The organism is Streptomyces sp. NPDC046866, assembly GCF_040704625.1.
Lineage (GTDB): Bacteria > Actinomycetota > Actinomycetes > Streptomycetales > Streptomycetaceae > Streptomyces.
In genome coordinates, this window is sequence record NZ_JBEYXN010000017.1 from 49,325 (window position 1) to 63,327 (window position 14,003).

Annotated in this window: 8 protein-coding genes and 1 pseudogene; 7 read left to right on the top strand and 2 right to left on the bottom strand. The window is 74.9% G+C overall.

Annotation, left to right across the window (positions count from 1 at the left end; translation table 11 throughout):
• Positions 1–74 precede the first annotated feature (74 nt).
• Positions 75–2,234 carry a RecQ family ATP-dependent DNA helicase gene (locus tag AB0953_RS23455; protein ID WP_366861497.1) on the bottom strand — a complete coding sequence of 720 codons (2,160 nt, stop codon included), beginning with the start codon at positions 2,232–2,234 and terminating at the stop codon, positions 75–77.
• 124 nt (positions 2,235–2,358) lie between these two features.
• Here AB0953_RS23455 and AB0953_RS23460 point away from each other — a divergent pair, with 124 nt between their 5' ends.
• The 7 genes and pseudogenes from AB0953_RS23460 to AB0953_RS23490 form a co-directional block, all read left to right on the top strand.
• Complete coding sequence (locus AB0953_RS23460; protein WP_366861498.1) at positions 2,359–3,621, top strand: DUF4192 domain-containing protein; 1,263 nt, start codon at positions 2,359–2,361, stop codon at positions 3,619–3,621.
• 254 nt (positions 3,622–3,875) lie between these two features.
• Complete coding sequence (locus tag AB0953_RS23465; RefSeq protein ID WP_366861499.1) at positions 3,876–5,843, top strand: glycogen debranching N-terminal domain-containing protein; 1,968 nt, start codon at positions 3,876–3,878, stop codon at positions 5,841–5,843.
• A 69-nt stretch (positions 5,844–5,912) separates the two neighbouring features.
• On the top strand, positions 5,913–6,659 hold the full coding sequence (locus tag AB0953_RS23470; RefSeq protein ID WP_366861500.1) for an NUDIX domain-containing protein: 747 nt from the start codon (positions 5,913–5,915) through the stop codon (positions 6,657–6,659).
• Positions 6,660–6,781: 122 nt separating this feature from the next.
• Complete coding sequence (locus AB0953_RS23475; RefSeq protein WP_366861501.1) at positions 6,782–8,875, top strand: ATP-binding cassette domain-containing protein; 2,094 nt, start codon at positions 6,782–6,784, stop codon at positions 8,873–8,875.
• Positions 8,876–9,066: 191 nt separating this feature from the next.
• Complete coding sequence (locus AB0953_RS23480; RefSeq protein WP_366861502.1) at positions 9,067–9,954, top strand: FadR/GntR family transcriptional regulator; 888 nt, start codon at positions 9,067–9,069, stop codon at positions 9,952–9,954.
• A 520-nt stretch (positions 9,955–10,474) separates the two neighbouring features.
• Positions 10,475–12,052, top strand: a complete 1,578-nt coding sequence (locus AB0953_RS23485; protein ID WP_366861503.1) for an RNA polymerase sigma factor — start codon at positions 10,475–10,477, stop codon at positions 12,050–12,052.
• A gap of 129 nt (positions 12,053–12,181) precedes the next feature.
• Positions 12,182–12,991, top strand: a pseudogene (locus AB0953_RS23490) (serine protease); the annotation flags it as partial.
• 353 nt (positions 12,992–13,344) lie between these two features.
• Here AB0953_RS23490 and AB0953_RS23495 read toward each other — a convergent pair.
• Complete coding sequence (locus AB0953_RS23495; protein ID WP_114054552.1) at positions 13,345–13,578, bottom strand: hypothetical protein; 234 nt, start codon at positions 13,576–13,578, stop codon at positions 13,345–13,347.
• Between the last annotated feature and the right edge of the window lie 425 nt (positions 13,579–14,003).

Sequence of the window (14,003 nt, forward strand, 5' to 3'; positions counted from 1 at the left end):
TGGCGCGGCCGACCGGAATTCGCCGGTATGCCGTTCATATCCTTGCCCCGCCGCGCTGAGGATGACTCAAACGGCTATGGCTGGAGCGCGAGTACCAGCGGAAACACCTCCTTCGCCCCTGCCTGCCGCAGCAGCCGGGCGGCCACCGCGAGCGTCCAGCCGCTCTCCGAGCGGTCGTCGACGAGGAGAACCGGACCCGCCGCCTCGGCCAGCGTCGCGGCCAGCGCCGGGGGAACCTCCAGGGCCTGGTGGAGCCCGCGCACCCGCTGGGCGCTGTTGGAAGAGGGCAGGCCGAACTCCGGGACCCGGTCGGTGTACGCGAGCGCACCGAGCAGCGGAAGCCTGCCGACCTCCGCGATCCGGGCGGCCAGCGAGCCGATGAGCTGCGGCCGGCTGCGCGAGGGCAGGAACACCACGCCGACCGGCCGGGCGGACGCGTCGGGGGCGCCGGACGCCCAACCGCCCGGCCCCCGGGCCCAGTCGGCGAGGACCGCCACCACCGCCTGCGCCACGTCCGGCGGGATCGGCTGGTCAGGGGCCCCCGCGGCGAGCATCGGGCGCAGCCGGTTGCCCCAGCCGATGTCGGAGAGCCGACCGAGCGCCCGTCCCGTGGAGGCCTGCTCCGCCGCGGGGATGCGGCCCTTGAGGTCGACGCCGACGGCGGCGAGCCCGGTCGGCCACATCTTGCGCGGCTCCAACTCCACGCCGGGGCGGCCGAGCTCGCCGCGGGCGGTGTCCAGTGCCGTACTGGAGACGTCCGCCGTGAAGCGGGCGCCGGCGCAGTTGTCACAGCGCCCGCACGGGGCGGCCTGCTCGTCGTCCAGCTGGCGACGCAGGAACTCCATGCGGCAGCCCGAGGTCGCCGCGTAGTCCCGCATGGCCTGCTGCTCCGCGGCCCGCTGGCGGGCCACCCACGCGTAGCGCTCGGCGTCGTACACCCACGGCTCGCCGGTCGCGGTCCACCCGCCCTTGACCCGGTGCACCGCCCCGTCCACGTCGAGGACCTTGAGCATGGTCTCCAGGCGGGTGCGCCGCAGGTCCACCAGCGGTTCCAGAGCGGGCAGCGACAGCGGGCGGCCCGCCTGCGCCAGCACGTCGAGGGTGCGCCGCACCTGCTCCTCCGGCGGGAAGGCGACCGAGGCGAAGTACTGCCAGATGGCCTCGTCCTCCCGGCCCGGCAGCAGCAGTACCTCCGCATGCTCCACGCCGCGGCCGGCGCGGCCCACCTGTTGGTAGTAGGCGATCGGCGAGGAGGGCGAACCCAGGTGCACCACGAAGCCCAGGTCGGGCTTGTCGAAGCCCATGCCCAGGGCGGAGGTCGCCACGAGGGCCTTGACGCGGTTGGCCTGGAGGTCGTCCTCCGCCTGCTGGCGGTCGGCGTTCTCCGTCTTGCCCGTGTACGAGGCCACCGTGTGCCCGCGGTGGCGCAGGTAGGCGGTGACCTCCTCGGCGGCGGCCACCGTCAGCGTGTAGATGATGCCGGAGCCCGGCAGCTCGCCGAGGTGGTCGGCGAGCCAGGCGAGCCGGTGCGCCGCGTCCGGCAGCGACAGCACGGCGAGGCTCAGGCTCTCGCGGTCCAGCGGGCCGCGCAGAACCAGCGCGTCCGTGCCGGCTCCGGTGCCCAGCTGCTCGGCGACGTCCGCGGTCACCCGGGCATTGGCCGTGGCGGTCGTCGCCAGCACCGGGACGCCCGGCGGCAGGTCGGCCAGCATGGTGCGCAGGCGCCGGTAGTCGGGGCGGAAGTCGTGCCCCCAGTCGGAGATGCAGTGCGCCTCGTCCACCACGAGCAGACCCGTCGCGGCGGAGAGCTTGGGGAGCACCTGGTCGCGGAAGTCCGGGTTGTTGAGCCGCTCGGGGCTGACGAGCAGGACGTCGACCTCGCCCGCCGCGACCTCCGCCTGGATCTGCTCCCACTCCTCGGGGTTGGCCGAGTTGATCGTGCGGGCGTGGATCCCGGCGCGGGCGGCGGCCTCGACCTGGTTGCGCATCAGCGCGAGCAGGGGGGAGACGATCACGGTGGGGCCGGCGCCGGCGGCCCGCAGCAGCGAGGTCGCGACGAAGTACACCGCTGACTTGCCCCAGCCGGTGCGCTGGACCACCAGGGCGCGCCGCTTGTGCGCGACGAGGGCCTCGATGGCGCGCCACTGGTCCTCGCGCAGGCGTGCGCTGCCCGTGGGGTCGCCCACCAAACGGGCGAGTACGGAGTCGGCCGAGGACCTCAGGTCTGCGTTCATGCCCCCATGCAACCCGATGCCTCCGACATCGCGCCAATGGCGGCGCGCACCTGTGGACGTTGAATGATCAACAGAGTTATCCACAGCCCTTTCGGGATCGGCGGGTGCGCGGGACCGTCGGGGCATGACGAACAACCACGCACCTCGCACCCCGTCCGGACGGCCCTGCATCAGCCCCTCCGGCTCACCGGCCGAACCCCAGATCACCTTGCGCAGTCCGGCCGAACTGGCCGACGCCCTGCCCTACATGCTCGGGTTCCACCCCACCGACTCCCTCGTCCTGGTCGCCGTGCACGGGGAGGGCGGGCGCTTCGGCGGCCGGCTCCGCCTCGGCATCCCCCCGTCCCCGGCGGAATGGGAGGACACCGCCCGGCAGGTCGCCGAATGCCTGGTCCAGGGCAGCGAGCGGCGCGCCGGCAAGCCCGACGGGATCATCGTCTTCCTCTGCCAGGACCCGGCCGCGGGGGAGAGCGGCCAGCGGGTGATGACCCGGCTGCGGCCGCTGGCGCAGCGGATCCGGCTGGCCTGCGGGGCGCTGGACGTGCCCGTCCTGGAGGCCCTGTGCCTCTCCGCGGGCCGGTACTGGTCGTACTGCTGCCCCGACGAGCGCTGCTGCCCCGCCGAGGGCACTGCGCTGGCTGCCGGCGGCACCTCGGTCGCGGCCGCGGCGGCCACCTTCGCCGGGCTGAGGATCCGCGGCTCCCTGCGGGAGCTGGAAGGCCGGCTCGCACCGCTGCGCGGGCCGGTCGCGCGGGAGATGGAACTGGCCCTGGACCGGGCGGCCGCCGAGCTCGTGCCGAAGATCCTCGACGGGGCCACCCGGCAGGAGGTCGGCGCCGAGACCGTCACCCTGGCCCGCACCCTCATGCGGCGCCTGACCCTCGCACCCCCCGTCGAGGGCGGCCCCTGTGCGGACGACTGGGACGACGCCCTCCTCGGGCACGACGAGGCCGCCGCGCTGATCCTCGGCCTGCAGGACCGCGAGACCCGAGACGTCGCGGCCGAGTGGATGGAGGACGAGGAGGCGGCCCCCGCCCTGCGCCTGTGGCGGGCGCTGGCCAGGCGGTGCGTCGGCGCCTACGGGGAGCATGCGGCGGCCCCGCTGACCCTCGCCGGCTGGGTCTCGTGGTCCACCGGGGACGAGCCGACCGCCCGCATCGCCTTCGGGATGGCCCTGCAGGCGGACGCCGAGTACCGCTTCGCCCAACTGCTCCACCACGCCTGCAACGAAGGCATCGACCCGGAGGGCCTGCGGGCCTGCCTGCGGGCCGAGCGGCAGCGCCGCGAGCCCGGCGGCAAGCGCCGCCCCACCGTGCGCCCGCCCGGCCGCCGCGAGCGCAAGCCGGCCCGGCGCGACCCCCGCCGCACCGCACGGAGCGACCGGTGAACGCGGCGCGCACCGCCGGCCGGCAGGCCGGGCACCGCTGCGGGGGCGGTGTCCGGCGGGATCCCGGAGGGCGGCGCCCGGCCGCGGAGCCGGTACGGCGGCCCCAGGGCGGGCACCGCGGGCCGCAGACCCGGTCGGCGGCGGTCCCCGTGACCCGGGCGGGGGCGAGGGCGTTCCCCTGGAGGGTGGCCCGGGCCCGGCCGTGCCGCCCGGTGCAACCGGACCGGGCGCAGAGCCTCCAGACAAGGCGACCCATGGCCCCTCCCGTACCTCCCGCCCGCAGGCCCGAGTTGCCGCCCGTGCACGCCGCCGTCATCTGCGTCTCGGCGCCCTGCCTGGTCATCTCGCCCGAGCACGGCCAGCTGACCGGGCACGGGCTCGACGGGATCTACCGCTCGGGGCGCCGGCTGCTGTCCCGTTGCGTGCTGCGGGTCGGCGGCCGGGACCCGGTCGCGGTGCAGGGGCGCAGCCTCGGCGCCGACCGGGCGGCGTTCACCGCCACCGTCCGCACCGGCGCCGAGGCGGGCCCCGACCCCGACATCGGCGTCGAGCGGGTGCGGCACGCGGACGGCACCGAGCGGATCACCCTGCGCAGCTTCGCCTCCCGTCCGCTGCGGCTGCCGGTGGAGATCCGGCTCGGTACCGACCTCGCCCAGCTGGCCGCGGTCGCCGCTGGCCGGGCCGGCCCGGAACTGCCCGCAGGCGTGCATGCGGCCGGGCTGCGCTGGAGCACCGGGGAGGCCCAGGCCGTCACCACCGCCGAACCGGCCCCGGACGACGCCCTCGCCTCCTCGGGCCTGCTGCGCTGGCAACTCGAACTGGGGCCCGGGGAGTCCCGCACCATCGAACTGCGCACCGGCCAGGCCCGCGCCTCCCGGGCCCCGGCCGGGCAGGTGGCGAACCCGCTGGCCGACGCCCGGGCCGAGGGGGACGACCCGCGGGCCGAGACCTGGTTCCGGACCAGCGTCGAGGACCTCGGCGCCCTCCTCCTGCGCGACCACGAAGAGCCGGCCGACGCCTACGCCGCCGCCGGCGTGCCGTGGCGGCTCGGACTGGCCCCGGCGGAGTCGCTGTGGGCCGCCCGCATGGCGCTGCCCCTCGGGACCGGGCTCGCCGCGGCCACCCTGCGCACCCTGGCCCGGATCCAGACCGGCGGCCGGGGCCCCGACGCCGGGAAGATCCCCGGTCCCCTGCGCGGGGCCGGCCCCCACCTGCCGCCCGGCTGCACCGGCACCGAGGCCACGCTCGCCTTCCCCGCCGTCCTCGCCGAGGCACGGCGCTGGGGGCTCCCGCAGGGGGAGGTGGAGCGGCTGCTCCCCGCGGCCGAGCGGTGCCTGGACTGGCTGCGCGGCGCCCTCGGCGGGGACGGGTTCCTCGCCGATCCCGACCCGGGGCCGCGCCGCTGCGAGACCCAGGCCCATGCGCACCGGGCCGCACTGCTCGGCGCCGACCTGCTCGCCGGATGCGGGCGGCCCGGCGCCGCGGAGTGGCAGGAACGGGCGGCAGCGCTGCGGGCGCGGTTCCGGGAGGCGTTCTGGATCGACGGTCCGGATGGCGGCCGGCCCGCCGCGGCCCTGCATCCCGACGGGCGCCCGCTGCCCCGCCTGACCGGCGCCACGGCCCACCTCCTGGACACCGGACTGCTCGGCGGCGGCCTACTGGCGCCGGGACTGCTGGACCGGGTCCGCACCGAGCAGCTCGCCCGCCTGCTCGGCGCCCCCGCGATGGACTGCGGATGGGGGTTGCGCAGCATGGCCGCCCGCGAGCCGGGGCACAACCCGTTCGGCCACCGCTCCGGCGCGGTGCGGGCGCACGAGAGTGCCGTCGCGGTCGCCGGCCTCGCCCAGGCCGGCTTCGAGAAGGAGGCCGCCGCCCTGCTGCGGGGACTGCTCGACGCCGCCGAGCGCTTCGGCTACCGGCTGCCCGAGATGTACGCCGCCGAGCAGCGCACCGCCGGCAGCGCGCCGCTCCCGCACCCCGCCGCGTGCCGCCCGGCCGCGGTCGCCGCGGCCGCCGGGGTCCACGCCCTGGCCGCGCTGGCCGGGATCCGCCCCGACGCCCCCGCGGGCACGGTCGCCCTCGTCCCGATGCCCGGCGCGCCCCTCGGCGCCCTGCGCCTCGCGGGCCTGCGGGTGGCGGGGGAGCCGTTCGCCGTGCGGATCAGCCGGCTCGGCCTCGGCATGGTGGAGGAGGCGGCAGATGCCCTGCAACTGGGCGGGTAGCCTGCGGGTCGTCGTCTTCGGGATCACCAAAGCTCTGTTTATCGTCAGGAAGACGACTATGATCGCGGCATGTCTCCCTACGACCCGTCGGCCTTCCCGCCGTTCGCCGTCACCGTCGACCTGGTCGTCCTCACCGTTCGGCGCCACGCGCTCTGTGCCCTCGTCGTCCGGCGCGGTGAACAGCCGTTCCAGGGCCGCTGGGCCCTGCCCGGCGGCTTCGTGCGCGGAGAGGAGGACCTGTCGGCGGCCGCGGCCCGGGAGCTCGCCGAGGAAACGGGACTGTGCGCGCACGACCCCGCCGCCCCCGGCGCCGGAAACGGGGCGCACCTGGAGCAGCTGGCCACGTATGGCGACCCCAAGCGCGACCCGCGGATGCGCGTCGTCAGTGTGGCGCACCTGGTGCTCGCCCCGGACCTGCCCGCCCCCCGGGCCGGCGGAGACGCCAACAGCGCCCGCTGGGCCCCCGTCGACGAGCTGCTCGCGGCCGAGCAGGAGGCCGCCTCCGGCCTCGCCTTCGACCACGCCCGGATCCTGGCCGACGGTGTGGAGCGCGCCCGCTCCAAGATCGAATACTCCTCCCTCGCCACCGCCTTCTGCCCGCCCGAGTTCACCGTCGGCGAGCTGCGCCGGGTCTACGAGGCCGTGTGGGGCGTGGCCCTCGACCCGCGCAACTTCCACCGCAAGGTCACCGGAACCCCCGGGTTCCTGGTGCCGGCCGGGGGGACGACGACCCGTCAGGGAGGGCGGCCCGCCCAGCTGTTCCGCGCCGGCGGGGCCACCCTCCTCAACCCGCCGATGCTGCGCCCGGAAGCCTGACGCCCCAGCGCCGACACGACCGCGCCCGTACACCAGATACGGCGAAAATCGGACATATCGCGTTATCTTGCTTAGGGTATTCACTCTGCCGCAGAGCGGTCTCACCCCCCGCGAGAGAAGCGATGCTCCAGGCCATCGGACTCACCAGCAGACCCCGTCGAAACCTCCCGCCCCTCGTGGACGACCTCACCTTCGAGGCCCGCCCGGGAACCGTCACCGCGCTCCTGGGCGAGCCGGGGTCGGGCAAGACCACCGCGCTGCGGCTGATGCTGGAGCTCGAACCGGGGCGCGGCGTCACCTACTTCCGCGGTCGCCCACTGCACCGGATCCCGCATCCCGGCCGCGAGGTCGGCGTGCTGCTCGGCGACGTCCCCGGCAACCCGGCGCGCACCGTCCGCGGCCAGCTGCGGATGCTGTGCGCGGCGGCCGGAGTGCCGGCCTCCCGCGCCGACACCCTGCTGGAGGTCGTCGGCATCGCAGGCCTTCGGGACCAGCCGCTCGGCTCGCTCTCGCTCGGCATGGACCGGCGGCTGGCGCTCGCCGCGGCACTGCTCGCCGACCCGTGCACCCTGCTCCTCGACGAGCCCGCCGCAGGCCTGTCGGCCCGTGACCGCGGCTGGCTGTACGGGCTGCTGCGCGGGCATGCGGAGCTCGGCGGGGCGGTGCTGTTCACCACCGACGACGCCAAGGAGGCCGCCCGCAGCGCCGACCGGGTCGTCAGCATCGCCTCGGGCCGGCTCGTCGCCGACCAGGACGTCGCCGATTTCGCCCGGACCCGGCTGCGGCCGCGGGTCGCCGTGCACACCCCGCACGCAGCGCGGCTGGCCGACGTGCTGGGCCGGGAGGCACGGGCCGGCCGGCGGGTGGTGGAGATCGTCGAGGAGAGCGGTACCCGGCTCTGCGTGTACGGCAGCAGCTGCGCCGAGGTCGGCGAAGCGGCCTTCCGGCACGGGGTGCTGGTCCACCAGCTCGCCGACGAGACGGGCGACGCCCGGGTGGCGCCCCCGGCCCCGGCCGCCGTCCCGCAGGCGCGCACCGGCGCCGGGGCGGTGCCCGCCACCGCCGAGCCCGCAGCCAGGACGGCGACCGCGGCGGCCGCCGGGTTCTCGGGCGGGGCCGGCTCGGGGGCGGCGGCCGAAGCCGGTCCGCTTCCCGGCGCTCCTGCCGCCGCCCCTGCGCCCGCCCCTGCCTCTGCTCCTGCTCCCGCTCCTGCCCCCGTGCCCGCCGGCGCAGGGGGCACGGGAGGGGCCCGCCCCGGCGGGCCCGCCGGGGCCCGGGCGTGGGGCGAGGGCGGGGGCGGCATCGCGGAGCAGGCCGCGGCCGGAGCCGGAGCCGGAGCCGGAGCCGAAGACGGGGTCGGGCCCGCGGGCGCGGCCGTGGACCCCGGCGGGCGGGAGTGGGCGGCCTCGAGGCGGCCGGGGATGGTGACGCGGCGGGTGGGCGGGCCGTTGCGGCCGGTGCGGTACGAGCTGTTGCGCGTCTTCGGGACGGCCGCGCCCGCCCTGACCGCCGGCCTGGTCGTCGCCGTGTCCGTGCTGACCGCCCTCGTGCTCGCCCGGATCGGCCAGGTCCCGCGCGGACGGGTGCTGGCCGCCTGGCCGGAGGCGTTCCCCCTGCCGCCCGCCGCCCTCGGCGCCGGGCTGCTCGGCGCGCTGGCCTTCGGCGAGGAGTACCGTTATCCCGCCCTGGCCGCCGCGCGCGGGACCGTCCCGCGCCGCCTCGGCCTGCTCGCCGCCAAACTCGCGGTGGGCGCGGGCCTCGCCCTGGCCCTGGGTGTTCTCGCCGTGGCTGCCGATGCCGCCGCCCTCCGGCTCGTCTTCGGCAGCGGCTCCGTCCCGCTGCGCAGCGCCGCCCAGTGGCTCCTCCCGGCGGCCGGCTGGGCCGGCCTGCTCGTCGGCTGCGCCTGGGCCGGGGTCCTCGCCTCCGGCGCCTTCCGGTCCGCCGCCGCGGGCATGGGCGCGGTGCTGGCCGTACCGGTGATCGCGGTGCCGCTCGTACGCAAGGTGCTGGAGGGGCCGTCCGCGTACCCGGTGGCCGGGCTCGCGGCGCGGCTGCGGCGGCTGGCCGGGGCCCAGTGGCCGGCGGAGGCCGACCGCCTGGTGGCGGGTGCCCTGCAGGTGGTGGCCCAACCCTGGGGTACGGCGCTGGTGTTGTCTCTGATGGTCCTGTTGTGCGCCTATGGGTTCACCGGACTGCGCAGCCGCGTCCGTTGGTGACCGGTTCGGCATCGGATCGCGCCGCAACCGGACTGAACGCGCCTGCGTCAGGTGAACGAGACCACAACTCCCCGTAAAAGGCCCGGTTCTTTACGATAAGTCGTCAATTGCGCAGGTGGCGCCTATCACCCTTTCGTGTGCTTTTCACCAAAGACCTCAAGGGTGATGAAGACGCGGCCGACAAAGGATTCGTGAGTACCCTTGCGCACACCATGATGACCGCCGCCCGCCATGCCGACTCAGGCCTCGTCGGGCCGGGCGAACTAGACCGCTACCCCTACGCGGAGACACCGGGGACCGACCGCGTCGGTGCGCCCCACTGGGACGGCCCCGACGTGGAGTTGAGCCGGGTCGGCCGGCGCGCGGCCGGCAGTCGCGGCCGCGGCCTGCACGGCCAACTCGTCCAGCAGCTCGGCCAGATGATCGTCTCCGGCGACCTCGGGGCGGACCGCCCCCTGGTCCCGGAGGAGATCGGCCAGCGCTTCGAGGTCTCCCGCACCGTGGTCCGCGAATCGCTGCGCGTCCTCGAGGCCAAGGGCCTCGTCAGCGCGCGCCCCAACGTCGGCACCCGCGTCCGGCCGGTGGCCGACTGGAACCTCCTCGACCCCGACATCATCGAGTGGCGGGCCTTCGGCCCCCAGCGCGAGGACCAGCGCCGCGAGCTCAACGAGCTCCGCTGGACCATCGAGCCGCTCGCGGCCCGCCTCGCCGCCGGCCACGGCCGCGCCGATGTCCAGCAGCGCCTCGCCGACATGGTCGAGATCATGGGCCACGCCCTCGGCCAGGGCGACGCGATCACCTTCGCGCGCGCCGACAACGAGTTCCACGCCCTCCTGATCCAGGTCGCGGGCAACCGCATGCTGGAGCACCTGTCGGGCATCGTCTCCGCCGCGCTCCAGGTCTCCGGCAGCCCCACGACCACCTGCGACCGCCCGAGCGAGGCCTGCGTCGCGCACCACGCCCGCATCGTCGAGGCCCTGGCCTCCGGCGACGCCACGGGGGCCGAGAGCGCCATGCGCCAGCTGCTGACGGTGCACCCGGAGGTCGAGCGCGTGGTCCCCGCCCCGCGCGAGCACTGACGCGGACGGGACGGGAACAAGGGCACACGGACGCAGGCGGAGAGGGACTCGCACACGTCGCCGGACCCGGCCGGGTCCGGCGACGCCGGCGTGGGCACCCTTTCGGCGGCCCTTCCGCCGGACTCCCCGACCGGCCCTGCAGCGTCCTTCCGGAGCCCCCGCAGCCCTCCGGCGCCTTCCCGAGCGCTTCCGCCAGCCCGTTCGGGCCCTGGTCACGGCGTCGCAGCCGCTGTCCCACCCGGCGCCCCACCTGCTGTCCCACGCGCGCCCGGACCCCCGCAGCCGGCGCCGAGCCCCCGGGGTGTGACTCGGGCCACCAAGATTTGCGCGTAACGCTCAGCGAGGTCACGCGATGACCTAGAGAGGTGATGGCCGACGGAGGGAAGACAGCAGCCCTTGCGGGTGCTGTGCAGCTCCCCGGCCCCTGCCCGCGCCCCGGCCCACCCCAGTCGGTGGTCGTCGGCTCCGGTCCAGCACCACCCGGCCCGGGGTCGGAACCCGTTTCCATCGTTCCGAGAGGTTGTTCGTGTCGGCCAGCACATCCCGTACGCTCCCGCCGGAGATCGCCGATTCCGAGTCTGTGATGGCGCTCATCGAGCGGGGCAAGGCCGAGGGGCAGATCGCCGGCGATGACGTGCGTCGGGCCTTCGAGGCTGACCAGATTCCTGCGACCCAGTGGAAGAATGTTCTGCGCAGCCTCAACCAGATCCTCGAGGAAGAGGGTGTGACGCTGATGGTCAGTGCCGCGGAGTCGCCCAAGCGCACCCCCCGCAAGAGCGTCGCAGCGAAGACCCCGGCCAAGCGGACGGCCACGAAGACCGCCGCGGCGAAGACGACGGCTGCGCGGACCGCCGCCGCGGCACCGGCGGCCGGAACGGTTGACCCGGAGCCCGCGGACGCCCTCGCCCAGGAGCCCGGGGCCGAGCCCGCTGCGAAGAAGGCCACGGCGAAGAAGACGGCGGCCAAGAAGGCCGCGCCCGCCAAGAAGGCCGCGGCGAAGAAGACGGCGGCCAAGAAGGCCGCACCCAAGAAGGACGCCGACGAAGCCGGCGAGGAGGAGCTCCTCGAGGAGGGCCCCGCCGAGGTCAAGGGCGAGGTGGAGGAAGAGGAGGACGGCGGCGAGGCCAAGGGCTTCGTCATCTCCGACGACGAGGACGACGCCCCGGCCCAGCAGGTCGCCGTCGCAGGCGCCACCGCCGACCCCGTCAAGGACTACCTCAAGCAGATCGGCAAGGTCCCCCTGCTCAACGCCGAGCAGGAGGTCGAACTCGCCAAGCGCATCGAGGCGGGCCTGTTCGCCGAGGACAAGCTGGCCAGCTCGGACAAGCTGGCGCCCAAGCTGAAGCGCGAGCTCGAGATCATCGCCGAGGACGGCCGCCGCGCGAAGAACCACCTGCTGGAGGCCAACCTCCGCCTCGTGGTCTCGCTGGCCAAGCGCTACACCGGCCGCGGCATGCTCTTCCTGGACCTGATCCAGGAGGGCAACCTGGGCCTGATCCGTGCGGTCGAGAAGTTCGACTACACCAAGGGCTACAAGTTCTCCACGTACGCGACCTGGTGGATCCGGCAGGCGATCACCCGGGCCATGGCCGACCAGGCCCGCACCATCCGCATCCCGGTCCACATGGTCGAGGTCATCAACAAGCTCGCCCGCGTGCAGCGCCAGATGCTCCAGGACCTGGGCCGCGAGCCCACGCCGGAGGAGCTGGCCAAGGAGCTCGACATGACCCCCGAGAAGGTCATCGAGGTCCAGAAGTACGGCCGCGAGCCGATCTCCCTGCACACCCCGCTGGGCGAGGACGGCGACAGCGAGTTCGGCGACCTGATCGAGGACTCCGAGGCGGTCGTCCCGGCCGACGCGGTCAGCTTCACGCTGCTCCAGGAGCAGCTGCACTCCGTGCTCGACACGCTGAGCGAGCGCGAGGCCGGCGTGGTCTCGATGCGCTTCGGCCTCACCGACGGCCAGCCCAAGACCCTCGACGAGATCGGCAAGGTCTACGGCGTCACGCGCGAGCGCATCCGCCAGATCGAGTCCAAGACCATGTCGAAGCTGCGCCACCCGTCCCGCTCCCAGGTGCTGCGCGACTACCTCGACTGATCGGCCGGGCGGACGCGGCAGGAATACGGGGCGCACGCACGGCAGCGGCTGCGGCCACGCGCGGGTGCGCCCGGACACGCGGCATTCCACTCTGGGTGCAGTCATGCACACCCGGAGTCAGGAGGCCCGATGCGTCGTCCCTTTTCCCGAGCTCTGGCGGGCGCGCTGGCCCTGGCGGCGGGAGCGGCCGCCGCGCCGCTGGCCCAGGCGCCCCAGGCGGCCGCGGACAGCGTCGTGATCGGCGGGAGGCCGGTGAAGGCCGCCGACAGCCCCTGGGTGGTGGCCCTGGCCAGCCGTGACCGGTTCGGGCGTACGCGGGCCGGGCAGTTCTGCGGAGGCGTCGTGGTGGCTCCGACGAAGATCGTGACGGCGGCGCACTGCCTGGGCGGCCAGGTGCTGGGCGGCCCCGTCGAGTCCGTGCCCGACCTGAGGGTGATCACGGGGCGTACGGAGCTGCTGCGCGAGGACGAGGGAAGGGAGATCGCGGTGCGCTCGGCCCGGGTGAACCCGGACTACGACCCGCGGAGCAACGCCGGGGACCTGGCCGTGCTGGAGCTCGCGGAAGCCGTGCCCGAGCGGTACGTGCTGCCGATGGCGCAGGAGGGGCACCCGGGCTACACGCCGGGCGGCGAGGCGGCGGTCTACGGCTGGGGCGACACGAGCGGGTTCGGCGACTACGCCACGGCGCTGCGCGCCGCGCGCGTCACCGTGCTGTCGGACGAGGTGTGCCGGCGGGCATACCCGGGGGATGCGGACGGGCAGTACCGGCCGGAGGCGATGGTGTGCGCCGGGCACCGCTCGGGCGGGCGCGACGCCTGCCAGGGGGACAGCGGCGGACCGCTGGTCGCGCAGGGGAGGCTGATCGGCCTGGTCTCCTGGGGGCGTGGCTGCGGGCGGGCCGACAGCCCGGGGGTCTATACCCGGATCGCACCTTTGGTCGACTTCGTCACGGCCCCCGAGACGGCCTCGCGGCGCACCGCCGTCCCGAACGTCGCCTTGGAGGTCCCGAGGGGCCCAGAGGCGCCTGCAGGGACCGTACAGGGGCACCTGGGGGCTGCGGGCGCGGCTGCCGCGCACGGCGGCACCGGTGCATCCGGGGCCCCGGGTGCACCGCTGTGGGGCGGCCTGCTGGATCCGCTCCACCGGGGACGTCCGGACCGCCGCTGAGCGGGCCGCGGGTCCGGGGGACCGGACCGCGGATATGAGGACGGGCGGCACTCCTGGGTCTCAGAAGCGCCGCCCGTCGACCGGCCTGGCCGGTCCTGGCTCGTCGGATGCGAGGTAGGCCTGTGTCAGCGGTCCTCGGTGTCGGCGTGAGCCGCCGGAGCGGACGTCAGCCGCTCGGTCTCATCCTGTATTTCCGCGGCGATCTTCTTGAGTTCCGGCTCGAACTTACGCCCGTGGTGGGCGCAGAAGAGCAGTTCACCACCGCTCAGCAGGACGACGCGCAGATATGCCTGGGCGCCGCAACGGTCGCATCGGTCAGCGGCCGTCAGCGGGGTCGCGGGTGTCAGAACAGTAGTCACGTCGCCTCTTCTCTAGCTCGACGAGCTGTCGTACCAGGGTCAACATCCAACCAGGCCGAAAACGTTCCCGCTCGCGGCTTTTCCTCGAAACTTCCTTCCGAAGCTGGCCGGCTGCTGCCGGTTGGCGGCGAAGGAGCCGTATTGCGTTGCTTTACGGTTTCGCGTTGTCAGTCGTTCGCTTGTCGCAGTTCCGTCCTCCCCGGCGTGAGTGCCGGTGTTCATGAGGACGTGCCCGAACCCTAAATGGTTCATGCCTGGAAGGGAACGTGATGTTTGCTTCACCCCCCCGGGGGATCGAACATCCGTGCGGATCTGCACTAGGCTGAGGAAGGCGCGAGGGTGGCGTTGCATCGGCTCTACCAGGCCTCGGTACCCTTCGACGGGCAACCGAGCCACCCTGCGCCCGACCGGGCCAGAAAAGAAAT